The sequence below is a fragment of the Nonomuraea sp. NBC_00507 genome, from assembly GCF_036013525.1.
In the GTDB taxonomy this organism is placed as follows: Bacteria; Actinomycetota; Actinomycetes; order Streptosporangiales; family Streptosporangiaceae; genus Nonomuraea.
This window is the reverse complement of the sequence record NZ_CP107853.1, coordinates 10,530,575-10,556,830: the sequence shown is the minus strand read 5'-3', so window position 1 is coordinate 10,556,830 and position 26,256 is coordinate 10,530,575. Positions and strand designations below refer to the sequence as shown.

Sequence of the window (26,256 nt, the reverse complement as noted above, 5' to 3'; positions counted from 1 at the left end):
TTCGGTGTATAGGTCAGGACGGAGTCGGTGACGCGGTGCCCGTCGGAGTAGGGGAGGGCGAGACGGTGCCCGGGGCCGTGGGGGAGGGCGAGCCGGTCGGCGGGGGTGTCAGCCGGGTGTAGACGCCGGCCTTCTCCTTGATCGGCACATTCACGCGGACAGGCGCGGCACCGCTGAAGACGAACGTCATCGGCACCGTGGTGCCACGCGGGCGCACCCCGGTGACCGTGCAGAGCGGCTTCTCGCCGGAGCCGACGAGCTGGTTCGGAGGCAGGGTGACAGGCCCGGGGAGCTGCGCCGACCCGCCGCCTTCGATGGTGATGCGTTCGAGCCGCGCCGGCTGGTTGCCTTCGTTGATCAGCACCGCGTACAGGGCCTGCTGCGGGGCGGGCGAGGCAGGGTCGGCGCCACCCAGCAGGAAGACGTTACGCAGATGCAGGGTGGACCCCACATCGACGTTGGCCCCCTCATTCTGAGGGATGTCCTTCGCGCTGGTGTCGAATCCAGCATGGCCTTGACAACCGACGGCGGCCGCCAGGGCCATGACGATCACGGCAGAGGCGATAGGACGCATCGCTCGGCCCTCCTCTCGGCGTTGGCCTCCCGCTACCCGTGAACGCACCACTGAACCCAGCACGTACGGAAGCCGCGATCGCACCGGCCGAGCCGGTCATGCCCTTTCCCGCGAAATCTGCCTCGTGACCGTCACCACCACTTCAGGTAACGTCACGGGAAAGCAAGGCCTACCGAGGAGCGGTAGATGGTAGAGGAGCGGGCGCTCGACGCCACTGGCCAGGAAAAGAGACGACAGCTGGTCCGGGCGGTGATCGCCTCGGCCGTCGGCACCTCGATCGAATGGTATGACTTCTTCCTGTACGGCTTCGCGGCCAGCACCATCTTCGCGCAGCTGTTCTTCCCCACGAGCGATCCGACCACGGGCCTGCTGCTCGCGCTCGGCACCTACTTCGGCGGTTTCGCCGCCCGTCCGATCGGCGCGGCGATCTTCGGCCACTACGGTGACCGCATCGGCCGCAAGGCCACCCTGATCATCACGCTGCTGGCCATGGGCGTCGCCACCGCGCTCGTGGGCCTGGTGCCGACCTACGAGCAGATCGGCATCTGGGGCGGCATCCTGCTGACCCTCCTGCGCCTGCTGCAGGGCATCAGCGTCGGCGGCGAATGGGGTGGCTCCGTCCTGCTCGCCACCGAGTGGGGCCAGTCGCGCGGCGGGCGGCGCGGCTTCCTCGGCAGCTGGCCGCAGTTCGGCGTCCCCGTCGGTCTCGTGCTCGGCTACCTGGCGCTGCAGACCTTCCAGCCGGTCGACCCCTACTGGGGCTGGCGCATCCCGTTCCTGCTCAGCATCGTGATGGCCGGAGTCGGGCTCTACATCAGGCTCGGCATCCTGGAGACCCCGGTCTTCGCCAAGGTCCTGGCGGAGAACAAGGTCGAGCGGGTCCCCGTGCGCGAGGTCATCGTCAGGAACTGGCGGGAGATCGTGCTGAGCGCGCTGCTGCGCACCGGGCAGCAGGCGCCGTTCTACATCTTCACCGTCTTCGTCCTCACCTACGCCACCAAGACGCTGGGCTTCGAGGCCAGCGACGTCTACACGTACGTGATCGTCGCGGGCATCGTCTCGCTCTTCACGGTTCCGTTCTGGGGTTACATCTCCGACCTCGTGGGCCGCAGGCGCCTGTACATCGTGGGCGCCGCCGCCATGGCCGTCTGGTCCTTCATCTACTGGCCGCTGCTGGACACCCGCGTTCCGTCGCTGGTCTTCCTGGCCATCGTGCTGGCCGCGCCGATCCACGACATCCAATACGGCCCGCAGGCCACGTTCATCGCCGAGAGCTTCACCGGCCGGCTGCGTTACAGCGGCGCCTCGCTCGGCTACCAGCTGGCCTCGGTGACGGCCGGCGGGCCGGCGCCGCTGATCGCCGTCTGGCTGTACGCGACCTACCAGAGTTCGCTGTCCATCGCGATCTACATGGCGATCTGCGCGTTGATCAGCGTGGTGGCGGCGTTCGCGCTGAAGGATCGCTCGCACTACGACTACGCCGTCGAGTACGACGAGCCGCAGCCGTCAAAAGCCGCGGAGTGAGGCGTAGAACTATAGAAGAGCTATTCCGGTATTTCTCATCGCATGTTACGGTGAACCTGTCCGGCCAGAACAATCCTTCCGTCGCGGGCAGGGAGGGGTGAGCTGCCGTATGCGCCGCGTCAGCAAGGCGGACGGCGAGCCCATGACCACCGTCAGCCAGTTGCTTTACGTCGATCATCTCGTGCGCGTGACCTGCACCGTGACGCCCGGCTCGGCGCTGATCCGCATCATCGGCGAACTCGACAGGACCAACAGCGCCGAGGTGCTGCGCACGCTGGAGCGGGCCCGGCGGATCGACCACCCGCTCGTCATCGACGTCGGCCAGGTCGGCTTCACCGACGTCATGGCAGTGCGGGCACTGGTGGCCTTCGCCGAGCGGGCCGGAGCGCCTCTCCGCGACACCCCGTACCAGATGCGCCGCCTGATGCGGCTCATGCGGCTGCGGCCCTTCGGCGAGCCGGAAAACCCCTCCTCGTAGGGCTATTCGGCCGGGCGGTGGTGCTCGCCGACCAGGTGGCCGTTCTGCCGGATCTGCGCCGCGTCGTACGGGCGGACCGGCCGGGTGACGAACGACTCGGCGATGCTGTCAGCATGCACCCGGTCGACGCCCCAGCCGATCGTGTGCCAGCGGCCCAGCCCGTCCTCGCCGGTGGAGTCCAGCACGGCGATCTCGAAAAGCTGGGCGGCCGGAGCCGGAGTGCAGGAGACGTGCCCGGTGGGCACGGCGGTCCGCCGGCTGTCGATACCCGGCTGTTCCATGTGGGGCTCCTTTCCGCCCGGTACGATCGTCACCCGGAACAAGGTCATACCCGGCTTTGGGCACGGAAACATCCGCGGGCCCTACGCTGTCGAAGGGGACACTAGTCTGCGGCCAGGAGCGTGAGAATCGGTGAGCAGTTACCACGATCGTTCTTCTTCCTCCTGGACCTTCCTCACCCACCATGCCCGGGTTCTGCTGGAGATCGCCCGGGATCCCGAGGTCCGGCTGCGCGACATCGCCGCCACCATCGGCATCACCGAACGCGCCGTGCAGGGCATCGTGACCGACCTGCACGAGGCCGGCTACGTGGCGCGCGAGCGGGTGGGGCGGCGCAACCGCTACATCCTCCACCTCGATCAGTCCTTCCGCTACCCGACCGAGGCCAACCTGCCCGTCCGCCTCCTCATCGACCTGTTCACCCAGCACGACCTCTCCCAGGACCAGTCGCTCGAGTCGCACTGACCGGCTGAACCGGCCAGTGCCCCGCCGGACGCGGCTCAGCCCCACACCCTCTGGGCCGTGTCGACGACCAATTCCAGCTTGCGCCGCTCGTCGTCCACCGTCAGCAGGTTGCCCCTGGCCGTGGAGGCGAAGCCGCACTGCGGGCTGATCGCGAGGTTGTCCGGCGGCACGTACTTGGCGGCCTCGTCGATCCGGCGGCGCAGGTCGTCCTGCGACTCCAGCGTCGGGACCTTGGAGGAGACGAGTCCGAGGACGACGGTGGTGCCCTGGGGCACGAACCGCAGCGGCTCGAACCCGCCGGCCCGCTCGGTGTCGTACTCGAGCAGGAACCGGTCCACCGGGACCTCGCCGAACAGCCGCTCGGCGATCGGCTCGTAGCCCCCCGTGGACATCCACGCGCTGCGGTTGTTGCCCCTGCAGATGTGCATCCCGACCGTGACGTCGGGGTTCATGGCCTTGGTCGCGCGCACCAGCTCGGCGTCCACCGCGACCGTCGCGTCGAGTATCGCCTCAGGGCCGGGGGCGCCGGGTCCCATCAGGCGCGCGCGGAAGTCCGCGTCGAACACCATGTTGTAGCTCAGGGAGTCCAGCTGGATCCAGTTGACCCCCAGGCCCAGCAGCTCCTCGATCTCCTTGATCCGCAGGGAGACGAGGTCGCGCATCATGTCGCCGGGCGTGGGGTAGACGGCCGGGCTGACGTCCGGCCGCCACAGGAGGTTCCCCATCGAGGAACTCATCATCGTGATCTTGAACTGGCCGGGTGCGTGCCGGGCCATGAAACCGGCCTCCATGGCGGTGAGATGCGCCTTCTGGGTGAGCTTGGCATTCGCGGCCACCATCTGGAACGCGGTCTCCTCGGGCGGCGGCATGCCGTCCTCCCGGAACCATGCCGCCGTGGGCACCTCGACCGGCACCACCCCGCCGAGCGACTCCAGCAGACCCGCCATCCAGGTGGCCCGTCGCATCTCGCCGTCGGTGAAGACCTCCATCCCGGCCTCACGCTGGAGCCGGATCGCGGCCAGCACCGCGTCGTCCTCCAGCTTGGCCAGTTCCTCGCCGCTCATCTCGCCCTTTTCGCGCGCCTGCCTGGCCTGCAGCAGCTCGGGCGGCCGCAGCAGGCTCCCGACGTGCTCGGCGTGGTGGATCGCGGGCATACTTCCTCCTCGGTGTCAGGGACGCGGGAGATCGGAGGGGGCCCGCGTCCGCCGTGAGGTGAGAGAGTCCACCCGCCACTGTCCGCCACAGGCGCAAGGTCGTCCACCCCTGAGATGTTTTCTTGCAGTGTGATCGTTTCGTGATCTAGAATGGCGATAAGTGGGGATTTGGTGGGAATTACTGATCCCGAAGTCCAGCAGAGGGCTTCGACTCACGCGACCGGCGTGTGTGCCTCTGCCTGGACTTTTTTGGTGTGCAGGGGCGCCTGAGACTTACTCTTGGAGTATCCGATGGCAGTCCTGGAAATCGCGTTCGAAGAGATGACCGCCGAGCAGTTGCTGGCCGAGATGAATCGGCCGGAGACCTCGGACCTGCAGAAGATCCGCATCCGTGAGCGTCTGGTGGAGATGTACGCAGGTCTGGTCAACGACGTCACGCGACGCTACTACCACCGCGGCGAACCCATGGAGGACCTGCGCCAGGCCGCGTACGTCGGACTGATGAAGGCCATCAACGGCTTCGACCCGGACCTCGGGCACGAGTTCCGCGGCTACGCGATGATCACGATGGTGGGCGAGGTCAAGCGGCACTTCCGCGACCGTACGTGGGCCATCAGGGTGCCGCGTGTCTTCCAGGAGCGCCGGTTGGAGCTCAACAAGGCGACCGCCGAGCTCACGCAGACGCTCGGCCACGCGCCGACCGTCGCGGAGCTGGCCGCCAAGATGGGCATCTCGCAGGAGGACGTGCTGCTCACGCTCGACGCGTCGGCTGCGTACAACACGCTGTCGCTGGACGCGCCGGTCGGGGGCGAGGAGGACGCGGCCGACCTGGGCGACTTCCTGCCCGCGCAGGACGACACGCTGGACGACCTGCTGGGCGCGTACGCGATCAAGCCGCTCATCGACGCGCTGCCGGACAGGGAGCGCAACATCCTCCTCATGCGCTTCTACGGCAACATGACCCAATCCGAGATCGCCGCCGAGTTCGGCATCTCGCAGATGCACGTGTCCCGCATCCTGCGCGCCGTGCTGGCCAAGCTGCGCGCTCAGCTGCAGGACTGAGGAATCTGGCACGCCTGCCCGCACACTCTGAAGTGACCGCTCGGTAGTCTCCAGGTCCATCGGGTGAAAGCACTCATGGACGGGATCACCGCTGTATGAACGCTGATGTCATCGTCGTCGGAGCCGGCCTGGCCGGGTTGGTGGCGACCTGTGAGCTCGTCGACGCAGGCAAGAAGGTTCTCCTGCTCGACCAGGAGAACGCGGCCAACCTCGGCGGCCAGGCCCACTGGTCCTTCGGCGGCCTGTTCCTGGTGAACTCGCCGGAGCAGCGGCGGCTCGGCGTACGCGACTCCTTCGAACTGGCCTGGCACGACTGGCAGGGCAGCGCCGGGTTCGACCGCCTCGACGGCGAGGACTCCTGGGCGGTCCAGTGGGCGCGGGCATACGTGGAGTTCGCCTCCGGGGAGAAGCGGGCCTGGCTCGAGCGCCTCGGCGTCAAGCTGCTGCCCACCGTCGGCTGGGCCGAACGTGGCGGCCTGCGCGCGGACGGGCACGGCAACTCCGTGCCGCGTTTCCACGTCGCGTGGGGGACCGGGCCGGGCGTGCTGGAGCCGTTCGTCCACCGGGTCCGGCAGGCCGCCGACGAGGGGCTGGTCACCTTCCGCCACCGCCACCGGGTCGACGAGCTCGTCGTGTCCGGCGGCGCCGTCCAGGGCGTGCGCGGGACGCTGCTGGCCGCGGACGACTCGCCGCGCGGCGTCACCTCCAGCCGCGAGCCGGTCGGCGAGTTCGAGTTCGCCGCCCCCGCCGTGATCGTCACGAGCGGCGGGATCGGCGGCGACCACGAGCTGGTACGCCGCTACTGGCCCGAGAGCCTCGGACCCGCGCCGGAGAGCATGCTCACGGGCGTGCCCGCCCACGTCGACGGGCGCATGCTGGAGATCAGCGCCCAGGCCGGGGCGCGGCTGGTCAACCGCGACCGCATGTGGCACTACACCGAGGGCGTCCGCAACTGGGACCCGATCTGGCCGGGCCACGGCATCCGGATCCTGCCCGGCCCTTCCTCCCTGTGGCTGGACGCGCTGGGCCGGCGGCTGCCCGACCCGTGCCTGCCCGGCTACGACACGATGAGCACCCTGCGGCATCTGCGGAGCACCGGACACGACCACTCGTGGTTCGTACTCACCCAGAAGATCATCGAGAAGGAGTTCGCGTTGTCGGGTTCGGAGCAGAATCCCGACATCACCCGGAAGGACCGGCGGGCCTTCCTCAAGGAGCGGCTGGTCGGCAAGGGCGCGCCCGCCCCAGTGGAGGCCTTCAAACGGCACGGCGCGGACTTCGTCGTCGCCTCCACCGTGGAGGACTTGGTGGCGCGGATGAACGAGCTGACCAAGGCGCCGCTGCTCGACCCGGCCCTCGTCCGCAGGCAGATCGTGGCACGCGACCTGCAGCTGGCCAACCCGTACAGCAAGGACGCCCAGGTCCAGGGCATCCGCAACGCGCGCCGCTACGTCGGCGACCGGCTGGGACGCGTCGCCACGCCGCACCGGCTCCTCGATCCGGCCGCCGGTCCGCTGATCGGCGTCATGCTGCACGTGCTCACCCGTAAGACGCTCGGCGGCATCCAGACCGACCTGGACTCGCGGGCGCTGGGCCGGGACGGGCGGCCGGTCGAGGGGTTGTTCGCGGCGGGGGAGGTGGCCGGGTTCGGCGGCGGCGGCGTGCACGGGTACAACGCGCTGGAGGGCACGTTCCTCGGGGGCTGCCTGTTCTCCGGCCGCCAGGCCGGCCGCGCCGCCGCCGGCTGAGCCGCCCGGGCCGGGACCTTTCGACCGGGGCTTGAACATCGCGTTCCTAAGCTCCGGTCCATGAACGCAGCCCATGTGGCCATCGAGCCCGCCATCCTGTACTTCGGCACCCCGGTCGTGCTCCTGTCGACCGAGAATGACGACGGATCGGCCAATCTCGCCCCCATCTCCTCGGCGTGGGCACTCGGCCAGGTGATCGTGCTCGGGCTGGGCGCGGAGGGCCAGACCGCGTACAACCTCGGGCGCCGCCCCGAGGTGGTGATCAACCTGCCCGCGCCGCACCAGTGGGCGGCGGTCGAGCGGCTGGCGCCCCTCACCGGCCGCCATCCGGTGCCCGCGAGCAAGCCGCACGGCTGCCGCTTCGAGCCGGACAAGTTCGGCGCGGCAGGGCTGCGGGCCGAGCCGTCCGACACCGTACGGCCGCCGCGGGTCGCCGAGTGCCCGCTCCAGCTGGAGGCCCGCGTCGAACGGGTACGGCCGGGCGTCGCGGGCTGGTTCGTCATCGCCGAGGCCGTCGTCGGCAAGGTCCACGCGGACCCGCGCATCGTCGTGCCCGGCACCGACCACGTGGACCCGGCCGCCTGGAGCCCGCTCATCTACAACTTCCGCCACTACTTCGGGCTCGGCCCGGAGCTCGGCCACTCCTACCGCAGCCAGACACCCCGGGCATGACGGCTCACAGCGCGTTGGTGTTCTGCGCCGCCTGGTAGACGGCCATGGCCTCGTTCCCGAAGAAGGGGCCGAACATGAAGTTCGGCGCGAAGTTGTACTTGAAGCTGTTGACCGAGTTCAGCCAGCCCTGCCCGGTGGACTCGTCGAAACCCTGGAACCAGGGCCCGCCGCTGGACCCGCCGGTCATGTTGCAGCGCAGCCCCAGGTCGCTGGTCATGACGGTGTCGTCGATCGCGCGCCCGCTGCAGTAGATCAGCCGCTGCCCGTTGAACGGCGCCGCCGCCGGGAAGCCGAAGGAGTACATCTGCCGCCGCCTGGGCTGGTTGAACGCCACTCCCTGCCCGCCCACGACGTCGGTCAGCGTCCGCCCCTGCAGCGGCGCGACCACGGCCGCGGCGACGTCGAAGTTGATGTCCTCTCGAGCGTTCCACTGCTGGGTGGTCAGCAGCGTGGTGGCCACCCAGGTGCCGAACGGGCGGCGGCCGTTGTCGAACCCCGGGACGAACACCCAGTTGCGGTGCGCGGCGCCGTTCAGCTTCACGCAGTGCCCCGCAGTGATCACGACGCTTTCGTTGGCGCTGGTCACAGCCGTGCCGGAGCAGGCGGAGTTGCGGCCTTCCGCCGTGGTGAAGAACACCCGCCCGACGGTACGCACGACCCCGCCCCCGTCGGTCCAGCGCAGCCCGGGGCTGTTGGGCACCATGGTCCGCTGCTGGGCCGCCACGCCCCGGACCGACCAGGCGGCGCCCTGGGTGGTCCACGGAGTACGCCGGGCCGTCGTCGACGCGGCGCCGCGGGTCGCCCACGGGGTGCCCTGGGACGGGTCGTCCCACTGGCTGGTGCGTCGCGGCGCGGGCGCATCGAGCGCTTGCGCCGCCAGCATGCGCTGCGGCGTCCAGTACTGCAGGACGGTCCTGCGCTCCGACCAGGAGTCGGCGCCCGACCATCCGACGGGCCGCCTGGGGTCGAGGCCGGTCGAGGCACTGGCCTGGGCGGCGCCCGCGGGGACCAGGGCGCCTGCCACGGTGAGCGCGACGGCGGAGAGCAGGGCGACTCTGCGGTGCATACGTACCTCCCGAAACCGGATAGTTGCGCTCAGAGGTACGTACGGAGGTGTCGATCCGACTCAAGGTATGCGTATCTGGATATGGCATCGCCTGGAACCAGCAGAACAAAGTTCCGTACGATGGGGTGATGACGGACATCTTCGATGATCTGGCTGCGGAATACCGCCAGCTGGACGCGGTATTGGAGTCCCTGACCCCGGATCAGTGGTCCTGCCCCTCGGCGGCGGCGGGCTGGACCGTTGCCGATGTCGTTCTGCATCTCGCCCAGACCGAGGAAACGGTCACCGGCCAGTCCATCACGGAAGGGACGGCCTTCCTTCCCTCCGCCGAGGCCACCGTGGACGGCCTGGCCGACGAGATGGTGGCCGCGGAGCGCGGGATGCCGCCGTCGGACCTGCTTGCCCGCTGGCGCAAAGCCGCGTTCGCCACTCCTGACGCGCTGCGCGCCCATCCGCCGGGCACGCGCCTGTCCTGGGTCAGGACGCCGTTGTCCCCACGCACTCTGGCCACGACCAGGATCGCCGAGCACTGGGCGCATGCCCTGGACATCACGGTTCCGCTGGGCATCGCCTACCCCGACACGGACCGGCTGCGGCATGTGGCCTGGCTGGCCCACCGTACGCTGCCGTACGCCTTCGCCGTGTCCGGGCTCCCGGACACTCCGGTGTTCTGCGAGCTCACCGCACCGGACGGAACCCGATGGACCTTCGGCGACCCCGCCGCCCCGGACCGGATCATCGGCCTGGCCTCGGAGTTCTGCCGGGTTGGCGCTCGCCGCCTCGCACCCGAGCAGACCGGCCTGACCGCCGAGGGTCCGCGCGCCGCCGACGCTCTGCGTGTCGTCCGCAACTACGCCGCCTGACCGCCGATCCTCAGGAGGAAACGGATGCCGTACATCGAGCTTGGGGAACGACGCCCCGGGCACCGCACCCATCTCCGACAAGCTCCGGGCCCTGCTGGCGATCGCGGCCGCTACCTCACCGGCCCTTGAGTCCTTGAGGGGGTCCCCAGCAGGGTGAGGGCGGCGTCGCGGGCCTGTCCGGCCGTGCCGGCCGTGCCGTGATGTGCGGCGACAACGGTCGCGCCCTCGATCAGCATGAGCAGCTGGCGCCCCAGCGCGCCCGGGTCCGCGGCTCCGGCGCGCGTGGCGATGCCGGTGAGCAGATCGAGGTAGCGGTCCAGGTGCCGTGCGGTGAGGGCACGCACGGTCTCGTCGTGGTGCTGGGCGGACGCGTTCACCATCGCGCAGCCGCGGAAGGCCGGCCTGTCGTACCACCGCTGGAGGGCGTCGAAGACCGCGGTCAGCTGGTCGTGGGGGTCGTCTCCTGCCGCCGCGACGGCCTCCGTCAGCCAGCCGGTCAACCGCGCGCTGCGCGCTTCCAGCACAGCCTGCACGAGGCCGTCCTTGGTGCCGAAGTGGCGGTAGAGCGTCTCCTTGGACACCTCTAGGCGGGCGCACAACTCGGCGACGCCGATGCCGTCGAGTCCGCGTTCGTACAGGACCGGGGTGGCCGCTTCGATGATAGCGGCGCGGGTGCGGGCCGGGTCGATCGTCGAGCCTTTGGCGACTGGCATGCCATAGATGGTACCGATCGGTTCGATTGGCTGCTAGCGTCTTCGATCGTACCGATCGGTTCGATCTCTGGAGCCTTCGATGACGGACCCGCTTGCCACCGACCCTCCGCGCGATCCCCGCTTTCCCGCCGTCACACCCGCGTTGACCTTCGACAGCGGTGGCGCGGCCTTGCCGGGCGTCCTGCACGTTCCGGCAGGCAGCGGGCCGCACCCGGTCGTCGTGCTGCTGCACGGATTCCCCGGCAACGAACGCAACTTCGACCTCGCACAGGTGCTGCGCCGTGCGGGCTATGCGTCCTTGGTGTTCCACTATCGCGGCTCGTGGGGCGCCGGGGGTTCGTGGTCGTGGGGGCATGTGCTCGAGGACACGGCCGCGATCATGGCCGGTCTGCGGGAGAAGGAGCTCGCCACCACGTACCGGCTCGATCCGCGACGGGTGGTGTTGATCGGCCACAGTCTCGGTGGATTCGCCGCGCTGATGACCGCGGCGGCGGACCCGTCCATTGCGGCGGTCGCCTCGGTGGCGGGGTTCGACTTCGGTACGGTGGCGGCGCTCTGCCGGGCTGACCCGAGCCTGCGGGAGGGCTATGTGGAGGCGTTCGCCGGGGAGCTCGGACCGCTTCGGGGCACCAGCGGGGAGGCGCTCGTCGCCGAGATGGAGGCGGCCGGCGACTCGTGGCGGCTTGCCGGGCTCGCGCCGCTGCTGGCGGACCGCCCGGTGCTGCTCATCGGCACCAGCCTCGACACCGTCACCCCGCACGAGGTGCATCACGAACCGCTGGTCACGGCCTACCAGGCGCAGCCCGTCAAGCAGCTCGACCATCATGTCTTCGCCACCGACCACGCTCTATCGGACCATCGCGTGACGCTGGCCCGTACGATCTTGAGCTTCCTGGCGCGATGCCCGTGAGCCCGGCGCTGTGGCAGGCGGTGAGGCTGGCGCTCGGCACCGCTTCGGCCCTCGGGCTCGCGCGCTTCGCCTACGGGCTGCTCGTCCCGGCCATGCGGGACGACCTGCACTGGAGCCTGGCCGAAGCGGGGGTCATGAGCGCCGCCAACGGGGTCGGCTACCTCCTCGGCGCGCTGGTGACCCCCGTCGTCCGGCGCCGGCTGGGCACCGCCGGCACCTTCCGCTGGGGGATGGTTCTCATCGTGGTGGCGCTCGCCGCCACCGCGGTGAGCGGTGACCACCTGGTGCTGCTGACCGCACGGGCCGCCGCCGGGGTCGCGGGGGCGCTGGTGTTCATCGCGGGCGGTGTGATCGCGGCGCGTATCGCCACCGGCATCTCCTCCGGCGTGCCCATCACCGTCTACTTCGCCGGCACCGGGCTGGGCATCGTGGTCAGCGGCGCGACCATCCCGGCACTGGGGGATCGCTGGCAGCTCGCCTGGGCCGGCCTCAGCGTCGCCGCCGGGCTGGCGACGCTGGTGAGTTGGGCCGCCGCGGACACCGGCGAGGACAGGGAGGCGCCGGCCGCCACCGCCGGGCAGGCTCGGGTGCGCCCGCTCTGGCGGACCGCCCTGGCGTATCTGCTGTTCGCCGCCGGCTACATCACCTACATCACCTTCCTGTCCGCCTACCTCGCCGAGCGGCACCTCCCGGTCGCGCAGGTGACACTCACCTGGACGGTCCTGGGGGTGGCCGTCATGGCGGCGCCCTCGCTGTGGAGCCGCCCCATCACCCAGTGGCCCGGTGACCGAGCCCTCGCCGCGCTGCTCGCCGTCCTCGCCGGGGGAGCCGCACTGGCCCTGGCCTCCTCGGAGTTGCCGGTCATCCTCGCCTCCGCAGTCGTCTACGGGGCGACGTTCATGGCCGTTCCCGCCGCCGTGACCGCGCTCATCAGGAACGGCACCCCGCCCGCCGACTGGACGGCCACGCTGGCGGCCTTCACCACCTTGTTCGCGGCCGGTCAGACCGCCGGGCCGTGGATCGCCGGCATCCTCGCCGATCACACCTCGACCGAGGCCACGCTGGCCTGGACCGCGATCCTGTGCGCGGCGGCCGCCGCCACCCTAGGCCGTCCACGCCTCGCACCCACGACCACGAGAGAAGGAGAACGGCAGTGACCACCTTTGTTCTGATTCCCGGCATGTGCCACGGCGGCTGGTGCTTCGAACAGCTCACCGAGGAGCTGCGCCGTCACGGGCACCGCGTACACCCGCTGACCTTGACCGGGCTCAGTGAGCGCAGCCATCTGCTGCATGGCGGGGTGAACCTGGAGACCCACATCCAGGACGTGATCGGCGTGCTGGCGGCCGAGAACATCCAGGACGCGGTGCTGGTCGGCCACAGCTACGGGGGAATGATGATCACCGGGGTCGCCGATCGGGTGCCGGGCCGGGTGGACTCGCTGGTCTACTTGGACGCCGTCGTGCCGCAGCCCGGCGATTCCATGTGGAGCCTGGTCTCCGATCGCGAGCGGCAGTGGTACGTGGACGTGGTGGAGAGCGGCGACGCCGTGCGTCCTCTGCCCTTCTTCGATCCGCGAGCCACGCCCCACCCACTCGCCTCGCTCCTCCAACCTCTCCCGATCACTGAGCACGCGGCGCACGTCCGGCGGCGGGTCTACGTGTACGCGGCGGGGTGGGCGGAGCAATCGCCGTTCACCCCCACCTACCAGCGGCTGCGCGCGGACCCCTCCTGGACCACGTACGCGCTCGACAGCGGGCACAACCTCATGCGGGACGCCCCGCAGGACCTCCTGAAAATCCTGCTCGACATCGGCGGCTGACGGTCAGACGATGTTCAGCTCCGGCCTGGCCCCCGCCAGGGCGAAACGGCCGGCGTCGAAGCCGGTGACGTCCACGAACGGGGCCCGGCCCAGGTAGAGGTCCCGGACCACCTCCCCGACGGCGGGGCTCATGAGGAAACCGTGGCCGGAGAAGCCGGTGGCGTAAAGGAACCGGTCGACGTCCGGAGCGGTCCCGATGAGCGCGTTGTGGTCCGGCGTCACCTCGTACAGGCCGGCCCAGCCGGTGGCGATGCCGGTCTCCATCAGGGCCGGGGCACGGCGGGCCATGGCCTCGCCGAGGCGCGGCAGCCAGGCGTCGGACCGGTCCAGCTTGAACCCAGGGGTCTCGTCCGGGTCGGACATGCCGAGCAGCAGCCCCGGGCCCTCGCGGTGGAAGTAGAGCGTGGTGCCGAAGTCGATGGTGAACGCGGTCGGGGGCAGATCGGGAATCGGCTCGGTGACGAGGATCTGCCTGCGTAGCGGGGTCACCGGCAGGTCGACGCCCACCCACGCGCCGATCTCCCGCGACCAGGCGCCGGCCGCGCAGATCACGGTGTCGGTCTCGATGCGGCCGCCGTCGGTCTGGACCGCGACGATGCGGCCGTCCACGGTCTCGATGCCGGTCGCGGCGCAGTTGGGCAGCAGGAGCGCGCCCAGTCGCCGGGCCGCGCCCGCGTACCCGAGTACCACGGATTCGGGGGTGCAGTGCCCGTCGCTGGGGGAGTAGGCGGCGGCGAGCAGCCCGTCGGTGTCGATCAACGGTGACAGCTCCGCGGCCTCCCGCGCGGAGATCATCCGGCTGGGCACGCCCAGGTCATTCTGGATCGCCACGTTCTTCTCGAACTCCGCGACCGACTCCGCCGAGTCGAGCAGGAACAGGTAGCCCGGCTTGTGCAGGTCGATCTCCTGCCCGAAGCGGTCGGCGAAGGTCTCGAACGTCTCCAGGCTGCGTACGGCGAGCTCGATGTTGACCCGGTCGGAGAACTGCGCGCGCACGCCCCCGGCCGCCTTCGAGGTGGAGCCGGAGCCCAGCGGCCCCTTGTCGATCAGGACCACGTCGTGCACCCCGGCCGCCGCCAGGGCGTACGCCGAGCTGACGCCCATGGCGCCGCCTCCGATGATGACTGCCGAGGCATGTGAGGGCAGCACACGTCCGGTCTCGCGCATGGATCGGTTCCTTTCGCCGGTTACCCGATCCAGCATCGCGGATCGGACAGACCAGGAGGAAGTGGTACGCCCCCATCGGTCTTCTGCTCCCCGGGAGGCCGGGCGGGAGCAGATCAATCGGCGGCGGGAAAAGCAAATTGACGATTCTTCGCCAATTCTTTATTCGATGCGAGAGATCCGGCTGCGGTGTGGCGCTCCAGCCCGAACCGCGTCAACTGTAACCATCGTGCTGGTCTGATCGGCTCGCCTGCGGCGGGTCGCATTTCGCGCTGCGGCTGCGTGGTCGCATTTTTCTTGAAAGGAACGGACATGTTCACGCCCCTTCCCGACCGGCCGAAGCCCCGTCACTCGGTGAGGAGGGCGACGAGGCTGGCCATGTGCGGCTCGCTCTCGGTCGTGTTGGTCGCCTCCTTGACGACCAGTGCGGGCGCCGACGACGATGATTACGAGCAGCAGCAGAAGCAGAAGCAGGAACATCACATTGACCACGATCACAGGTGGTGCGAGCCGCGCATCTTCTGGAAACGTCACTGGCTGTCGCCCAGGAACTTCTTCGTCCCCCGCACCCGCTTCATCGACGGCCCTGGCGGTGAGATGACGGTGTCCGTCACGCGGGAACACGAAGTCCTCGCGTTCCTGGAGACCGAGAAGGAGAAGAGGCACGAAATCACACGTACGTTCGGCACCACTGAGGTCGTCGACGCACTGCGGAAACTGGGCCTTCCCCACCTCGAAGAGCGGCACATGGTCTTCACTGGGCACGAATACACCCAGGAGATCAGCGACGGCAAGTACGGCAACATGTGGTATCGGGTGCTCGGTTACCGCGTCGGCTGGTCGGCGTGGTCAGTGCTGCGGACCTGCCGCCACGTTGAGGTCGACTCAGGTATCGCCAACGTGCCGGCCCGAGTCGAAGGCTGGCGCTACTGGGAAACCAAGCACCCGATGTTCAAGGGCCGCATCATCTCCAAGAAGTGATCAGGTCACCGGCGACGACGGCGTCTTCGCGCATGGTCGTCGCTGTCGCCCTCACCCGGCTCCGGTAGACGGACCAGCGACAGGCAGACCCGTGCGGCCGTCATAGTGCGGTTAATAATCATGGCTTCGCTCCTCTTGAAGAGTGGAGCAACCGAGGGAGCTGAGATGTGCATCCCCGGCGTGACTTTCGACTTATCTCCTAAAATAACCCAATAATCCCAGCGAAGGGGGGAACGCAAACCGAGTTTGAACCTAAGAAGGGCGGCGCAATGCCCATTCGACTCCTGGGCAACGATCCATGACGACATCGAGGCCGGCGTCGCGAGCACGTTGAGCCGCGGCCACGTCGATCACGTCAAGGGGCAGCCACACCGCCCCGGCGCCCGTGGCGATCGCCTCGTCCACGGCCTTTCCCGCATGCTCGGAACGCCGGTAGACGGCGACGACGTCCACCTTGGCCGGCACGTCGGACAACGACGCGTATCCCGGCTCGCCCAGCACGGTCTCGGCGGCAGGATGGACGGGGATGATCCGCCTGCCTCGCACCTGGAGCAGACGAGCCTGCTCGTACGCCGTACGGTGGGGATGGTTGCCGAGGCCCACGAAAGCCCACGTCTGTGCCTGTCCGAGCAGCCGCTTGATGACCTTCTCATCCGCGTAACGATTGTCCATGCCCAGGGCAACACCGCGGGCCCGGCGTAACTTCCGGTGCCGGATTCACGGGTCCATGGCGCCGTACGTGGAGGCCCGGAACAGGAAGGACGCCCAGGACCGGTAGGGCCGCCACGAGTCGGCCAGCCTGCGGTAGGCGGCCGGCGGCGCGTCCTCCGGCAGCCCGTACACCTCGCGCAGGATCGCGAACAGGCGCGGCTCGTCGCCGGGGAACGCGTCCGGCGCGCCAGCGCCGCGGATCAGGATCAGCCCCGCGGAGAACGGCCCCACGCCGGGCAGGCCACGCAGCTCGGCCAGCGCCTCCTCCGGGCCGAGCGAACGCAGGTGCTCGGCGGTGAGCAGCCCGTCGAGCGCCGCTCGGGCCAGGCCGCGCACCCACTCCTCCTTCTGCGCGGGCAGGCCCAGGCCGCCCGCCTCCAGCAGCGTCACGGGCGGGGGAAAGGCCGCGTAGGTTCGCCCGTCCACGGTCACCGGCGCGCCGTACCGCTCGGCGATGCGCTGCTTGATCCGGGAGGCGGTGATCATCGACGAGCGCTGCACGATCATCGCCCAGCACGCCGCCTCCCACGGGCTCCAGAAACACACCGGCCGCAGCCCGGGGCGGCGTCGTTGCAGGTCGCCCAGCACCGGGTCGGCCTCGCCCAGCTTGGCGAAGCCGGCGCCGTCCACGTCCAGGGAGAGGATCCGCGCCACCTCACCCCGGATCCCGGGCCCCGCGGCCCGCGTCGTGGCCACGCTCACCCCGCCCCGCACGCCCGTGACGGTCACGCCGATCGGCAGCCAGTCGGACTCCGCGCAGTAGGCGAACCGCAGCGCCCGCCCGTCCGAGGGCAGCACGCTGGTGGCCGGCCACTCCTCGACGAACCGCAGCGAGGCGCCGAAGTCGAACGGGCCCTCGGCGGTGAGCGTGAAGCCGTGCGTGGTCATGCGCGCATGGTATCGGCCACCTCGTTCGCGCCCCGCCCTACCATGTGACCGTGAGCCCAAGCCCTCGATCCGTGCCCAGCATCCGGGACGTCGCCGCCGCCGCGGGGGTCTCCTACCAGACCGTCTCCCGCGTGCTCAACGACTCCCCGCGGGTGCGGCCGGAAACCCGCACCGCCGTGCTGGCGGCCATCGAGCGGCTCGGCTTCCGGCCCAGCCGGGCGGCTCGTGCCCTGAGCCTCGGCCGCGCCCGCGGCATCACCGTGGTCACGTCCAACACCGTGCTGTACGGCTACGCCACCACGCTGCAGGGCCTGGAGGAGGCGGCCCGCGCCGAGGGCCTGGCCATGGGCATCAGGGTCGTGGAGTCGGCCGCCCCCGCCGAGGTGAAGCAGGCCGTGGACTACGTCAGCGACGCCAGCGCGGGCGGCGTGGTGGTGATCGCGTGGGATCCGCTGGGCATCGCGGTGCTGGAGGCGCTGCCGCCGGACGTACCCGCCGTCGCCGTGGTCGAGCCGGCCGCGCCCGACCGGGGCCGTGTCGCGATCGCCCTGGACGAGCGCCGGGCCGCCGCCGATGCCACCCGGCATCTGCTGGAGCTGGGCCATCGCACCGTCCATCACGTGGCGATCCCGTCCGAGGGCGGCCCCGGTGGCCGGCTGGCGGGCTGGCAGGACGCGCTGGCGCAGGCCGGGGCGGAGATTCCCGAGGTGCTGAGCTGCGGGTGGGACATCAAGTCGGCCTACGCGGCGGGGCGGCGGCTGGCCGCCGAGCGGGAGGTCACCGCGATCCTGTGCGGCAACGACGACATCGCCCAGGGGGTTAGGCGCGCGCTGTACGACGCGGGCAAGGACGTTCCCGGCGACGTGAGCATCGTCGGGTTCGACGACATCCCGGGCTCGGCGTACTGGACTCCTGCCCTGACCACGGTGCGGATGGACTTCGCCGGCCTGGGCCGGGCCTGCTTCCACGCGGCCGTGGCCGAGCTGACCGGCCAGGCGCAGCCCGACGACGCCCGGCCCGCCCTCGTGCCGCCCGCCCTCGTGGTGCGGGAGTCGACGGCGCCGCCGCCTCACTCCTGAAATCGGCGCGTAACGATCCCGCAAAGAGACTTCTCTTCTGGTCGTGTGACCGCTCACACTAACGCCTACAGCCGATGTGACCGGTCACAAGCGGCACTCGGCTGAGGACGTGTGTTATCTGAGGAGAGATCTTGAAGCCTGCTGACGTTGCCCAGACCCTGCGCTGGGGCCATGCCGGCCTCGCCGCCGTCGTGGAGATCCACCCGGATCGCCCGGTGGCGCTCCGCGAGCTGTCGGCCGGTCCGGCGGGCTCGCCGGCGCGGGTGTCGCAGCCGCTGGTGGAGGTGCTGATCCCCGGCGAGGGCCGGGCCCGCGCCTCGCAGCGGCTGTCGGAGACGGCGGTGGGCTGCCGGCTGCGGTACGCGGGCTCCGACCAGTCGAGCGACGGCGACTGGCGCGAGCTGCGCGTGCGGTTGCGGGATGAGACGTCGGGGCTGGGCGCCGAGGTGACGATGCGCTCGCTCGAGGGCGTGGCCGCGGTCCAGACCCAGGTCAAGGTGACCAACCTGAGCGACAGGCCCGTGCTGCTGCTGGCCGTCACCTCGTTCGCGGCGGGTTTCCTCGGCCGCCCGGTGGGCGAGCTCGACGTGTTGCGGGCGAGCAGCGAATGGCTGGGGGAGAGCCGCTGGTCCCGGCGGCCGTTGAGCGAGCACGTCGCCGACCTCGGCCTGGCCGGGCACGGCCAGCACGGGAAGGGCGTGTTCGCCCTGACCAGCACCGGCACCTGGTCCAGCGGGGAGCACGTGCCGATGGGCGGGCTGACCGACCGCGGCACCGGCCAGACCTGGTTGTGGCAGATCGAGCACAACGGCCCCTGGCGGTGGGAGGCAGGCGACCGGATGGACGGCGTCTATGTCGCCCTGTCCGGGCCGACCGACCTGGACCACCAGTGGAGCGAGCTGCTCGCGCCCGGCGCGTCGTTCACCTCCGTGCCCATCTCGATCGCCGTCTCGGACGACGGTGTGGAGGGCGCGGCGGCGGCCCTGACCGCGCACCGGCGGGCGCTGCGGCGCCCGCACCCCGACCGGGCCGCGCTGCCTGTGGTGTTCAACGACTACATGAACACGCTGATGGGCGACCCCACGACGGCCAAGCTGCTGCCGCTGATCGACGCGGCCGCCGCGGCGGGGGCGGAGATCTTCTGCGTCGACGCCGGCTGGTACGACGACGGCGGCGACTGGTGGGACAGCGTCGGCGAGTGGCAGCCCTCCCAGACCCGCTTCCCCAACGGGCTGGAAGAGGTGCTGACCCACATCGCCGGCCGCGGCCTGACGCCCGGCCTGTGGCTGGAGCCCGAGGTGATCGGCGTCCGCAGCCCGATGGCCGACAAGCTGCCCGCCGAGGCGTTCCTGCAGCGCGGCGGCGAGCGCGTCGCCGAGCACGGCCGCTACCACCTGGACCTGCGCCACCCCGCCGCCGTCGCGCACCTGGACCAGGTGGTGGACCGGCTGGTGGAAGAGCTCGGCGTCGGCTACTTCAAGCTGGACTACAACATCAACCCCGGCGCCGGCACCGACCGCGACGCCACCAGCGTCGGCGCCGGGCTGCTCGCCCACAACCGGGCCCACCTCGCCTGGCTGGAGGGCGTCCTGGACCGGCACCCTCACCTGGTGCTGGAGAACTGCGGCTCCGGCGCGATGCGCATGGACTACGCGCTGCTGGCCCGCATGCAGCTGCAGTCCACCAGCGACCAGCAGGACTTCCTGCGCTACCCGCCGATCGCGGTGGCCGCGCCGCTGTCGGTGCTGCCCGAGCAGGCCGCCAACTGGGCCTACCCCCAGCCCGAGATGACGGACGAGGAAATCGCCTTCACCCTGTGCACCGGCATCCTGGGCCGTCTCTACCTGTCCGGCAACCTGCAGAGGATGACTCCTTCGCAGTTCTCGCTGGTCAAGGAGGGTGTCGGGCTCCACCAGAGCCTCCGCCCCGACCTGATCCGAGCCACACCGTGCTGGCCGCTGGGCCTGCCCGGCTGGAACGACCCCTGGCTCGCCCTCGGCCTGCGCGCCGGGGACAGCACCCACCTGGGGATCTGGCGCCGCCCCGGCGCCCTCGACACCACCGTGCTCCCCCTGCCCCACCTCGCGGGACGGGACCTGAGCGTGGAGGTCGTCTACCCCGCGGCGGCGAACGGCTGGACGCACACGTGGAACCCGCGGACCGCCGAGCTCACCGTCACCGCCACCCGCCCCGCACCCACTGCCCGCATCCTCCGGCTCCGCCCTCTCTGACCCGCAAAGGAGCTCACCGTGAGACTCGCAGCCTTCACCGCGGTCGCGACCGCCGCCGCCCTGGCACTCACCGCCTGCAGCGATCCCGCCGCGGGGCCCGCCACGCCCGCCCCCGGCGACGCCCCCGCCGCCTGGCCCTCGCCCACCGCCCGCCTGGACGGGGTCACGCTCACCATCTGGGCCGCCCAGAACAGCAACACCATGCCCAAGGCCGTGACCGACGCCTTCACCCAGGCCACCGGGGCCAAGGTCGAGGTCGTCACCATCCCGGACCCGTACGAGCAGGGCGTGCAAACCAAGGTGGCCACCGGCGACAAGCCCGACCTGGCCTTCTGGCAGCCCACCGCGTCCATGCTCACCGCGCTCAACGCCCGCTCCAACCTGCAGCCGCTCGACGGCGCGCCGTGGGTGTCGACCCTGGCGCCCGAGCTGCGTGACATCACGGGCCTGCTGGACAAGACCCGCTACGCCGCGCTGATCACGAGCCCGGCCGTCGAGGGCGTCTACTACAACAAGGAGGTCTTCGCGGCCAACGGCATCACCGAGACGCCGAAGAACTTCGACGAGCTGCTGGAGGCCGGGCGCACGCTCAAAGCCAAGGGCGTCACCCCGTTCTTCGAGATGGCCGGTGACAAGTGGGCCACGCAGTGGTGGGTGCAGGTGCAGCTCGCCGACGCCGCCAAGAGCGGCCTGTGGGACCGGGTCAACACCGGCAAGGAGACGTTCGAGGACAAGACCATCCTCGATGCGATCAAGAAGTACAAGTCGCTGATCGACGAGGGGCTGTTCAACTCCGACATCAAGACGGCGAAGTTCGAGGACCAGGGCGAGGCGCTGCTGTCCGGCAAGGCCGCCATGGCCATGCAGGTGAACTCGTTCTTCGGCCAGCTCCAGGCCAAGGCCGACACGGCGGAGCTGGACAAGAAGATCGGCTTCTTCCCGATCTCGCCGTCCGGCAACGTGGGCACGTTCATCCCCGACCAGTCGAACGCGCTGGTCGCCTTCCGCACCGGCGACGCCAAGCGGGAGGCCGCCGCCCGGCAACTGCTCTCGTACTGGATGGGCCCCGGCTACCAGGGCTTCGTCGCCGACCGGAAGACCGTGTCGCTGCGCAGCGACGTGCCGACCCCCGCCGGTGTGCCGCAGGCGCTGCTGGACGTGCACAAGTCGGTCGGCACCTCGGTCGGCTCCATGCAGGCGCTGGCCGTGGCCAACCCCGACCTGTACCTCAACCTGGCCGACATGATCACCGGTAGCCTGACGCCCGAGCAGGTGGCCGCCGCGACTCAGAAGCAGTTCGCCCAGCTCGCCAAGGCCGCCGGAGCCTCCGGCTTCTGATCCACGTACCGCCCGGCGGGAGGCTCGCACGGCCTCCCGCCCTCCCTTCTAGGAGCCGCCTCGTGCCGACCGGTCAGGAGACGCTCACGCTCCCTGTCGCCCGCCGCCGCACCCCCGCGGCGGCCGCCAGGCGTCAGAACCACCCGATGTGGTTCCTCATCCCGGCGTTCGCGATCCTTTTCGTCTTCTTCTTCCTGCCGACCCTCTTCAACTTCATCTACGCCTTCACCGACTGGTCCAGCTTCAAGAGCGACATCCGCCCCGTCGGCTTCGACAACTTCAGCTTCCTGCTGTCGGACGGCACGCTGTTCAGCGCGCTGCGGATCACCGTGATCTACGCCGTCCTCGTCGCGCTCTTCCAGAACCTGTTCGGGTTCGGCCTGGCCGTGCTGCTGGAGAAGGACACCTGGCTCAACCGCGCCGCGCGCCTGATCTTCGTCATCCCCGTGCTGATGTCCGCGCTGGCCGTCGGGTACGTCTTCCAGGCCCTGCTCAAGCCGGACGGCAGCCTCAACGACCTGCTGTCGGCGCTGACCGGGCAGCAGGTGAGCATCGCCTGGCTCGGCAGCACCACCTGGACGCTCGTGCTGGCCGCGGTCATCCACGCCTGGAAGTGGATGGGCCTGTCCATGCTCATCTATCTGGCCGGGCTCAAGACCATCCCCGAGGACGTCACCGAGGCCGCCCGCATCGACGGCGCCTCCGGCTGGCAGACGTTCTGGTCGGTCCGCTTCCCGCTGCTGGCCCCGGCGGTCACCTTCAACGTGGCCACCTCGCTGCTCGGCTCCATGAACGGCTTCGACATCGTCCAGTCGCTCACCGGTGGCGGGCCCGCCCGCAGCACCGAGATCCTGAACATCTTCATCTACCGCACGTTCGGCCAGGGACTGTTCGCCCAGGCCACGACCATGAGCCTGGTGTTGTTCCTCATGGTCGCCCTGCTGGCGTTCCCCGTCATCCGGATCCTGCGCAAGAGGGAGGAGATCCTGTGACCGAGCGTAGCGAGGGCACCAATAAACACAGCGACCTGGTCGCAGGTCCGACGAAGGAGGACCTGTGACAGTCCAGGCCTTTGGAAGCAAGGTGCGGAGCCGCGTGCCCGCACCCGGCTCGCGCGGGATCGCGGCACGGCTGCGGCCCTTCGCCGTCGTCGTGCTCGTCGCGCTCGTCATGGGCGTGCCGCTGTGGCTGGTCGTCGTCACCGCCGGCAAGTCGCAGGGCGAGGCCCTGTCGCCGGACCTGTCCCTGCCGTCGCGCTGGCAGCTGTGGGACAACCTGGTACAGGTCTGGCAGCAGGGCGAGGTGCCCTCCGCGTTCTTCGGCAGCCTGCTCGTCGTCGCGCCGTCCGTGGCGCTGGTGCTGACGCTCGGCTCGATGGCCTCCTGGGTCCTCGCCCGCCGCACCACCAGGCTCAACGCCGTCCTCTACGCGCTGGCGATCAGCGGCATCGTGCTGCCGCCCGCCGTCGTCACCATCGTGCTCCTGCTGCGCCAGCTCGGCCTGGCCGGCACCTCGGTCGGCATGATCGGCGTCTACGCCGGCATCTACATGTCCACCGTGATCTTCTTCGTCACCGGTTTCGTCCGCACCGTGCCGCTGTCGCTGGAGGAGGCCGCCCGCATGGACGGCGCGGGCCCGGTGCGGGTGTTCGTGTCGGTCATCCTGCCGCTGCTGCGGCCGGTGCTGGCCACCGCGACCATCCTCATCTGCCTGTACGTGTGGAACGACGTCTTCTACGCCTTCTTCGTCATCGGCGGCCGGCTCGACACGCTGCCGCTGAACCTGTTCCAGGTCGCCAACGCCGGGCTCTACCTCAACAACTGGCACCTGATCTTCGCCTACATCATCCTGATGAGCCTGCCGCTGCTGGTCGTCTTCGCGGTCGCGCAGCGGAAGATCATCTCCGGGATCACGGGCGGGGCGGTGAAGTAGTCACGCCATCCACAGGCTGACGGCCATGCCGAGGCCGGCCACGGCGATGGCGAAGCGCAGCGGGCGCTCCGGCAGCCGCCGCACGACCTTCGGCCCGAGCCAGCTGCCCACCAGGCACCCGCACGACAGCGCGCCGGCGGCCAGCCAGTGAACCGGGGCCAGGAAGGCGTACGCGACGGCGGCCGTGATGTTGGCCGCGCCGGTGGCCATGTTCTTGACCGCGTTGGTGACCGGCAGCGGCTCGGTGACGCTGGCGCAGAGCACGGCCAGCATGATGACGCCGGAGGCCGCGCCGAAGTAGCCGCCGTACACGCCGACCAGCGCCACCGCCACGGCCAGCGGCAGGAAGGACGCGGTCTTGGGCGCCCGCGCGTCGGCCAGGCGCCGCAGCGGGTCCCTGGCCAGCAGCAGCACCGAGCCGAACGCGATGAGCAACGGCGCGGCGAGCTCGAACGCCTTGGCCGGGGTGGCCAGCAGCAGCCAGGCCCCGGCCGTGCCGCCCACCGCGGCCACCGCGACCAGCTTGGCGACGCGCCGGCCGTGGCCGCGCAGCTCCTGGCGGGAGCCTGCGGCGGTGCCGACGGTGGTGGAGAACATCGCCACGGTATTGGTGACGTTGGCGACGACCGGCGGCAGGCCGAAGGCGAGCAGCGCCGGATAGCTGACGAGCGAGGCGAGCCCGCCGATGGAGCCGGCCAGGCCCGAGCCCAGCCCCGCTGCGACCAGCAGGGCCACGGAGAGAAGATCCAACCGTCAGACCCACCCGGGTGCGGTCAGATCGACCGGCGCCATGCGCTCGATCGCCAGCCTGACCTTCCCCATCGCTTCGACGATCTCCTGCTCCCGCTCGTCGGTCAGGCTGGCGATGGGCACCGAGCAGCTGATCGCGTCAGTCGCGGGGGAGTGGTAGCGCAGCGCGAAGCCGAAGCATTTCACGCCGACATAGTTTTCCTCGTTGTCGATGGCGTAGCCGCGCTCGCGGGTCAGTTCCAGGTCGCGCCGCAGGGCGTCCTGGTCCACGAGGGTGTTGGGGGTCAGCGGCACGATCGGCTGCGGGATCGGCACCTCGTGCGGGGTGCCGATGCGCTCGGCCAGCAGCGACTTGCCCATGGCGGTGCTGAACGCCGGCAGCCGGCGGCCCACGCGGCTGAACGGGCGCACGTAGCGGCTCGACTCCTTCGTGGCCAGGTAGACGATGGAGGTGCGGTCGAGGCGGCCGAAGTGGATGGTCTCGTCCAGCTGGGCGCTGAGGTCGTTGATGTGCGGCTGCGCGATGCGCAGGTAAGGGTCCGTGTCCAGATAGGTCGTGCCGGCCAGCAGGGCGCGGATACCGATGCTGTAGAGGCTGCCGGTCTCGTCGGTGCGTACCCAGCCGTGCTCCACGAGGGTACGGATCAGGGCGTACAGGCTGCTGCGGGGGGCTCCCAGGGCCTCGCTCAGCTCACGCAGACGGGCGGGGCGGTTTTGGCGGGAGGCCAGGAGTTCGAGGAGCTCGATGGTCCTCGCCGCTGACTTGACGCTACGCACCCCGCTCTCGGGATGGGTCATTGCACCTCACAGGAGTCTGCGCGCCTCGGTCAAAGTGTTGACACATTACCAAAATGGAGCTTAACTGCCAGCCACATGCTCAGCAATCTACATATGGAGACAGATTGCCTGCCACGTATACGAGCGAGGAGATATCCGAACGGCTGCGCCGGGGGATGGACACAGGCGTGCTGTCGTTCCCGCTGACTGCCTTCGACCCCGACGGGTGCGTCGATTTGGACGGCTTCCGCACGCATCTGCGCACGCAGATCGCGGCCGGTCCCGGCGCGCTGTTCCCGTGCTGCGGCACCGGTGAGTTCTTCTCGCTCGCCGAGGACGAGTACGCGAGTTTGATCAAGGCTGCCGTCGAGGAGGCGGGCGGCGCGGTGCCGGTGGTCGCGGGCGTGGGCTACGGCTGGGCCCAGGCCGCCAGGTTCGCTGCCGCCGCCGAGCGGGCCGGGGCCGACGCCCTGCTCCTGCTGCCGCCGTACCTGGCAGAGACCCCGCAGCGGGGACTGGTCGAGCACGTGCGCCGCGTCGCCGCGAGCACCGCGCTGCCGATCATCGTCTACCAGCGCGCCCAGGTCAGGATCGACGTCGCCACCGTGCCCGCCCTCGCCGAGATCCCCAACGTGATCGGCGTCAAGGACGGCCACTCCGACCTCGACCGGTTGCAGCGCATCAAGCTCGCCGCCCCCAGTGAGTGGCTGTTCTTCAACGGCGCGGCCACCGCCGAGATGCAGGCACGCGCCTACCGCAGCATCGGCGTGCCGGCCTACTCCTCGGCGGTGCACGCCTTCGCCCCCGAGATCGCCGGCGCCTTCTTCCGGGCGTTCCACGCCGGTGACGACGCGCGGGTCGACCTGCTGCTCAAGGAGTTCTACGTCCCGCTGGTAGAGCTGCGCGACCAGGGCAGTGGTTACGCGGTCTCCCTGGTCAAGGCCGGGGCCCGGCTGCGTGGCGCGAACGTCGGCTCGGTGCGTGCCCCGCTGGCCGACCCCACGCCTGAGCACCTGCGGACCCTCGAAGGCCTGCTGAGCACCGGACTCGCCCTCGCCGCCGCCTAGAAGGAATC

Annotated in this window: 28 protein-coding genes; 17 read left to right on the top strand and 11 right to left on the bottom strand. The window is 70.2% G+C overall.

Annotated features, from left to right (window positions below):
* Positions 1-13 precede the first annotated feature (13 nt).
* A complete protein-coding gene (locus tag OHA25_RS50555) occupies positions 14-574 on the bottom strand; it encodes a hypothetical protein (RefSeq protein WP_327583991.1) in 561 nt (186 codons plus the stop codon).
* A gap of 186 nt (positions 575-760) precedes the next feature.
* Here OHA25_RS50555 and OHA25_RS50550 point away from each other — a divergent pair, with 186 nt between their 5' ends.
* Positions 761-2,098 carry an MFS transporter gene (locus tag OHA25_RS50550; RefSeq protein ID WP_327583990.1) on the top strand — a complete coding sequence of 446 codons (1,338 nt, stop codon included), beginning with the start codon at positions 761-763 and terminating at the stop codon, positions 2,096-2,098.
* Positions 2,099-2,207: 109 nt separating this feature from the next.
* Positions 2,208-2,576, top strand: a complete 369-nt coding sequence (locus tag OHA25_RS50545) for an STAS domain-containing protein (protein ID WP_327583989.1) — start codon at positions 2,208-2,210, stop codon at positions 2,574-2,576.
* Between the two features lie 2 nt (positions 2,577-2,578).
* On the opposite strand, the gene OHA25_RS50540 is transcribed toward OHA25_RS50545, so the two are convergent.
* Positions 2,579-2,857, bottom strand: a complete 279-nt coding sequence (locus tag OHA25_RS50540) for a hypothetical protein (RefSeq protein WP_327583988.1) — start codon at positions 2,855-2,857, stop codon at positions 2,579-2,581.
* Between the two features lie 130 nt (positions 2,858-2,987).
* On the opposite strand from OHA25_RS50540, the gene OHA25_RS50535 reads away from it, so the two are divergent.
* Complete coding sequence (locus OHA25_RS50535) at positions 2,988-3,320, top strand: helix-turn-helix transcriptional regulator (RefSeq protein ID WP_327583987.1); 333 nt, start codon at positions 2,988-2,990, stop codon at positions 3,318-3,320.
* 35 nt (positions 3,321-3,355) lie between these two features.
* Here the strand turns inward: OHA25_RS50535 and OHA25_RS50530 are convergent, their stop codons facing one another.
* The gene (locus tag OHA25_RS50530; RefSeq protein ID WP_327583986.1) at positions 3,356-4,474 is read right to left on the bottom strand and encodes a 5-methyltetrahydropteroyltriglutamate--homocysteine S-methyltransferase; all 1,119 of its coding nucleotides are present in this window, start codon (positions 4,472-4,474) and stop codon (positions 3,356-3,358) included.
* A 291-nt stretch (positions 4,475-4,765) separates the two neighbouring features.
* Here OHA25_RS50530 and OHA25_RS50525 point away from each other — a divergent pair, with 291 nt between their 5' ends.
* The 3 genes from OHA25_RS50525 (at position 4,766) to OHA25_RS50515 (ending at position 7,956) form a co-directional block, all read left to right on the top strand.
* Positions 4,766-5,536, top strand: a complete 771-nt coding sequence (locus OHA25_RS50525) for a SigB/SigF/SigG family RNA polymerase sigma factor (protein WP_327583985.1) — start codon at positions 4,766-4,768, stop codon at positions 5,534-5,536.
* A 95-nt stretch (positions 5,537-5,631) separates the two neighbouring features.
* A complete protein-coding gene (locus OHA25_RS50520; protein ID WP_327583984.1) occupies positions 5,632-7,284 on the top strand; it encodes an FAD-binding dehydrogenase in 1,653 nt (550 codons plus the stop codon).
* 60 nt (positions 7,285-7,344) lie between these two features.
* Positions 7,345-7,956 carry a flavin reductase family protein gene (locus tag OHA25_RS50515; protein WP_327583983.1) on the top strand — a complete coding sequence of 204 codons (612 nt, stop codon included), beginning with the start codon at positions 7,345-7,347 and terminating at the stop codon, positions 7,954-7,956.
* A 4-nt stretch (positions 7,957-7,960) separates the two neighbouring features.
* Here the strand turns inward: OHA25_RS50515 and OHA25_RS50510 are convergent, their stop codons facing one another.
* Entirely contained in the window at positions 7,961-9,022 is a 1,062-nt protein-coding gene (locus OHA25_RS50510; RefSeq protein WP_327583982.1) for a trypsin-like serine peptidase, read from the bottom strand.
* A 128-nt stretch (positions 9,023-9,150) separates the two neighbouring features.
* Here OHA25_RS50510 and OHA25_RS50505 point away from each other — a divergent pair, with 128 nt between their 5' ends.
* Positions 9,151-9,885: a maleylpyruvate isomerase family mycothiol-dependent enzyme gene (locus tag OHA25_RS50505; protein ID WP_327583981.1), complete on the top strand. Its 735-nt coding sequence runs from the start codon at positions 9,151-9,153 to the stop codon at positions 9,883-9,885.
* Positions 9,886-9,995: 110 nt separating this feature from the next.
* Here OHA25_RS50505 and OHA25_RS50500 read toward each other — a convergent pair whose 3' ends face one another.
* Positions 9,996-10,598: a TetR/AcrR family transcriptional regulator gene (locus OHA25_RS50500; protein WP_327583980.1), complete on the bottom strand. Its 603-nt coding sequence runs from the start codon at positions 10,596-10,598 to the stop codon at positions 9,996-9,998.
* 79 nt (positions 10,599-10,677) lie between these two features.
* Here OHA25_RS50500 and OHA25_RS50495 point away from each other — a divergent pair, with 79 nt between their 5' ends.
* The 3 genes from OHA25_RS50495 to OHA25_RS50485 are packed head-to-tail and all read left to right on the top strand — an operon-like array spanning position 10,678 to position 13,330.
* Positions 10,678-11,508, top strand: coding sequence for an alpha/beta hydrolase family protein (locus tag OHA25_RS50495; RefSeq protein WP_327583979.1), 831 nt, complete (start codon positions 10,678-10,680; stop codon positions 11,506-11,508).
* Positions 11,499-12,665, top strand: coding sequence for a YbfB/YjiJ family MFS transporter (locus tag OHA25_RS50490; RefSeq protein ID WP_327583978.1), 1,167 nt, complete (start codon positions 11,499-11,501; stop codon positions 12,663-12,665). The genes OHA25_RS50495 and OHA25_RS50490 overlap by 10 nt, the downstream gene beginning before the upstream one ends.
* Positions 12,662-13,330, top strand: a complete 669-nt coding sequence (locus tag OHA25_RS50485) for an alpha/beta fold hydrolase (RefSeq protein ID WP_327583977.1) — start codon at positions 12,662-12,664, stop codon at positions 13,328-13,330. Before OHA25_RS50490 ends, OHA25_RS50485 begins: the two co-directional genes overlap by 4 nt.
* Positions 13,331-13,333: 3 nt before the next feature.
* Here the strand turns inward: OHA25_RS50485 and OHA25_RS50480 are convergent, their stop codons facing one another.
* Positions 13,334-14,497 carry an NAD(P)/FAD-dependent oxidoreductase gene (locus OHA25_RS50480; protein ID WP_327583976.1) on the bottom strand — a complete coding sequence of 388 codons (1,164 nt, stop codon included), beginning with the start codon at positions 14,495-14,497 and terminating at the stop codon, positions 13,334-13,336.
* Between the two features lie 113 nt (positions 14,498-14,610).
* A complete protein-coding gene (locus OHA25_RS50475) occupies positions 14,611-14,808 on the bottom strand; it encodes a hypothetical protein (protein ID WP_327583975.1) in 198 nt (65 codons plus the stop codon).
* Here OHA25_RS50475 and OHA25_RS50470 point away from each other — a divergent pair.
* Complete coding sequence (locus tag OHA25_RS50470) at positions 14,807-15,475, top strand: hypothetical protein (protein WP_327583974.1); 669 nt, start codon at positions 14,807-14,809, stop codon at positions 15,473-15,475. The genes OHA25_RS50475 and OHA25_RS50470 overlap by 2 nt on opposite strands.
* 252 nt (positions 15,476-15,727) lie before the next feature.
* Here the strand turns inward: OHA25_RS50470 and OHA25_RS50465 are convergent, their stop codons facing one another.
* Both OHA25_RS50465 and OHA25_RS50460 read right to left on the bottom strand, forming a co-directional pair.
* On the bottom strand, positions 15,728-16,147 hold the full coding sequence (locus OHA25_RS50465; protein ID WP_327583973.1) for a CoA-binding protein: 420 nt from the start codon (positions 16,145-16,147) through the stop codon (positions 15,728-15,730).
* 45 nt (positions 16,148-16,192) lie between these two features.
* A complete protein-coding gene (locus OHA25_RS50460; RefSeq protein ID WP_327583972.1) occupies positions 16,193-17,074 on the bottom strand; it encodes a DNA-3-methyladenine glycosylase family protein in 882 nt (293 codons plus the stop codon).
* Positions 17,075-17,124: 50 nt separating this feature from the next.
* Between OHA25_RS50460 and OHA25_RS50455 the strand changes: the two genes are divergently transcribed.
* From OHA25_RS50455 to OHA25_RS50435, 5 genes are all read left to right on the top strand, one after another.
* Positions 17,125-18,153: a LacI family DNA-binding transcriptional regulator gene (locus OHA25_RS50455; protein ID WP_327583971.1), complete on the top strand. Its 1,029-nt coding sequence runs from the start codon at positions 17,125-17,127 to the stop codon at positions 18,151-18,153.
* Between the two features lie 131 nt (positions 18,154-18,284).
* On the top strand, positions 18,285-20,384 hold the full coding sequence (locus OHA25_RS50450; RefSeq protein WP_327583970.1) for an alpha-galactosidase: 2,100 nt from the start codon (positions 18,285-18,287) through the stop codon (positions 20,382-20,384).
* An 18-nt stretch (positions 20,385-20,402) separates the two neighbouring features.
* Positions 20,403-21,722: an extracellular solute-binding protein gene (locus OHA25_RS50445; protein WP_327583969.1), complete on the top strand. Its 1,320-nt coding sequence runs from the start codon at positions 20,403-20,405 to the stop codon at positions 21,720-21,722.
* A gap of 62 nt (positions 21,723-21,784) precedes the next feature.
* Entirely contained in the window at positions 21,785-22,714 is a 930-nt protein-coding gene (locus OHA25_RS50440) for a carbohydrate ABC transporter permease (RefSeq protein ID WP_327583968.1), read from the top strand.
* A gap of 64 nt (positions 22,715-22,778) precedes the next feature.
* The gene (locus OHA25_RS50435) at positions 22,779-23,654 is read left to right on the top strand and encodes a carbohydrate ABC transporter permease (protein ID WP_327583967.1); all 876 of its coding nucleotides are present in this window, start codon (positions 22,779-22,781) and stop codon (positions 23,652-23,654) included.
* Here the strand turns inward: OHA25_RS50435 and OHA25_RS50430 are convergent, their stop codons facing one another.
* Both OHA25_RS50430 and OHA25_RS50425 read right to left on the bottom strand, forming a co-directional pair.
* Positions 23,655-24,389, bottom strand: coding sequence for a sulfite exporter TauE/SafE family protein (locus OHA25_RS50430; RefSeq protein WP_327583966.1), 735 nt, complete (start codon positions 24,387-24,389; stop codon positions 23,655-23,657).
* Between the two features lie 18 nt (positions 24,390-24,407).
* Positions 24,408-25,202, bottom strand: a complete 795-nt coding sequence (locus tag OHA25_RS50425) for an IclR family transcriptional regulator (RefSeq protein WP_327583965.1) — start codon at positions 25,200-25,202, stop codon at positions 24,408-24,410.
* Positions 25,203-25,306: 104 nt separating this feature from the next.
* On the opposite strand from OHA25_RS50425, the gene OHA25_RS50420 reads away from it, so the two are divergent.
* Positions 25,307-26,248 (top strand): 5-dehydro-4-deoxyglucarate dehydratase, encoded by a 942-nt coding sequence (locus tag OHA25_RS50420; protein ID WP_327583964.1) that lies wholly within the window; start codon positions 25,307-25,309, stop codon positions 26,246-26,248.
* Positions 26,249-26,256: the final 8 nt, after the last annotated feature.

Coding starts and splice junctions, on each gene's coding strand:
- OHA25_RS50555 (WP_327583991.1), bottom strand. CDS start 574: ATGCGTCCTATCGCCTCTGCCGTGATCGTCATGGCCCTGGCGGCCGCC.
- OHA25_RS50550 (WP_327583990.1), top strand. CDS start 761: ATGGTAGAGGAGCGGGCGCTCGACGCCACTGGCCAGGAAAAGAGACGA.
- OHA25_RS50545 (WP_327583989.1), top strand. CDS start 2,208: ATGCGCCGCGTCAGCAAGGCGGACGGCGAGCCCATGACCACCGTCAGC.
- OHA25_RS50540 (WP_327583988.1), bottom strand. CDS start 2,857: ATGGAACAGCCGGGTATCGACAGCCGGCGGACCGCCGTGCCCACCGGG.
- OHA25_RS50530 (WP_327583986.1), bottom strand. CDS start 4,474: ATGCCCGCGATCCACCACGCCGAGCACGTCGGGAGCCTGCTGCGGCCG.
- OHA25_RS50525 (WP_327583985.1), top strand. CDS start 4,766: ATGGCAGTCCTGGAAATCGCGTTCGAAGAGATGACCGCCGAGCAGTTG.
- OHA25_RS50520 (WP_327583984.1), top strand. CDS start 5,632: ATGAACGCTGATGTCATCGTCGTCGGAGCCGGCCTGGCCGGGTTGGTG.
- OHA25_RS50515 (WP_327583983.1), top strand. CDS start 7,345: ATGAACGCAGCCCATGTGGCCATCGAGCCCGCCATCCTGTACTTCGGC.
- OHA25_RS50510 (WP_327583982.1), bottom strand. CDS start 9,022: ATGCACCGCAGAGTCGCCCTGCTCTCCGCCGTCGCGCTCACCGTGGCA.
- OHA25_RS50505 (WP_327583981.1), top strand. CDS start 9,151: ATGACGGACATCTTCGATGATCTGGCTGCGGAATACCGCCAGCTGGAC.
- OHA25_RS50500 (WP_327583980.1), bottom strand. CDS start 10,598: ATGCCAGTCGCCAAAGGCTCGACGATCGACCCGGCCCGCACCCGCGCC.
- OHA25_RS50495 (WP_327583979.1), top strand. CDS start 10,678: ATGACGGACCCGCTTGCCACCGACCCTCCGCGCGATCCCCGCTTTCCC.
- OHA25_RS50490 (WP_327583978.1), top strand. CDS start 11,499: ATGCCCGTGAGCCCGGCGCTGTGGCAGGCGGTGAGGCTGGCGCTCGGC.
- OHA25_RS50480 (WP_327583976.1), bottom strand. CDS start 14,497: ATGCGCGAGACCGGACGTGTGCTGCCCTCACATGCCTCGGCAGTCATC.
- OHA25_RS50470 (WP_327583974.1), top strand. CDS start 14,807: ATGTTCACGCCCCTTCCCGACCGGCCGAAGCCCCGTCACTCGGTGAGG.
- OHA25_RS50475 (WP_327583975.1), bottom strand. CDS start 14,808: ATGTCCGTTCCTTTCAAGAAAAATGCGACCACGCAGCCGCAGCGCGAA.
- OHA25_RS50465 (WP_327583973.1), bottom strand. CDS start 16,147: ATGGACAATCGTTACGCGGATGAGAAGGTCATCAAGCGGCTGCTCGGA.
- OHA25_RS50460 (WP_327583972.1), bottom strand. CDS start 17,074: ATGACCACGCACGGCTTCACGCTCACCGCCGAGGGCCCGTTCGACTTC.
- OHA25_RS50425 (WP_327583965.1), bottom strand. CDS start 25,202: ATGACCCATCCCGAGAGCGGGGTGCGTAGCGTCAAGTCAGCGGCGAGG.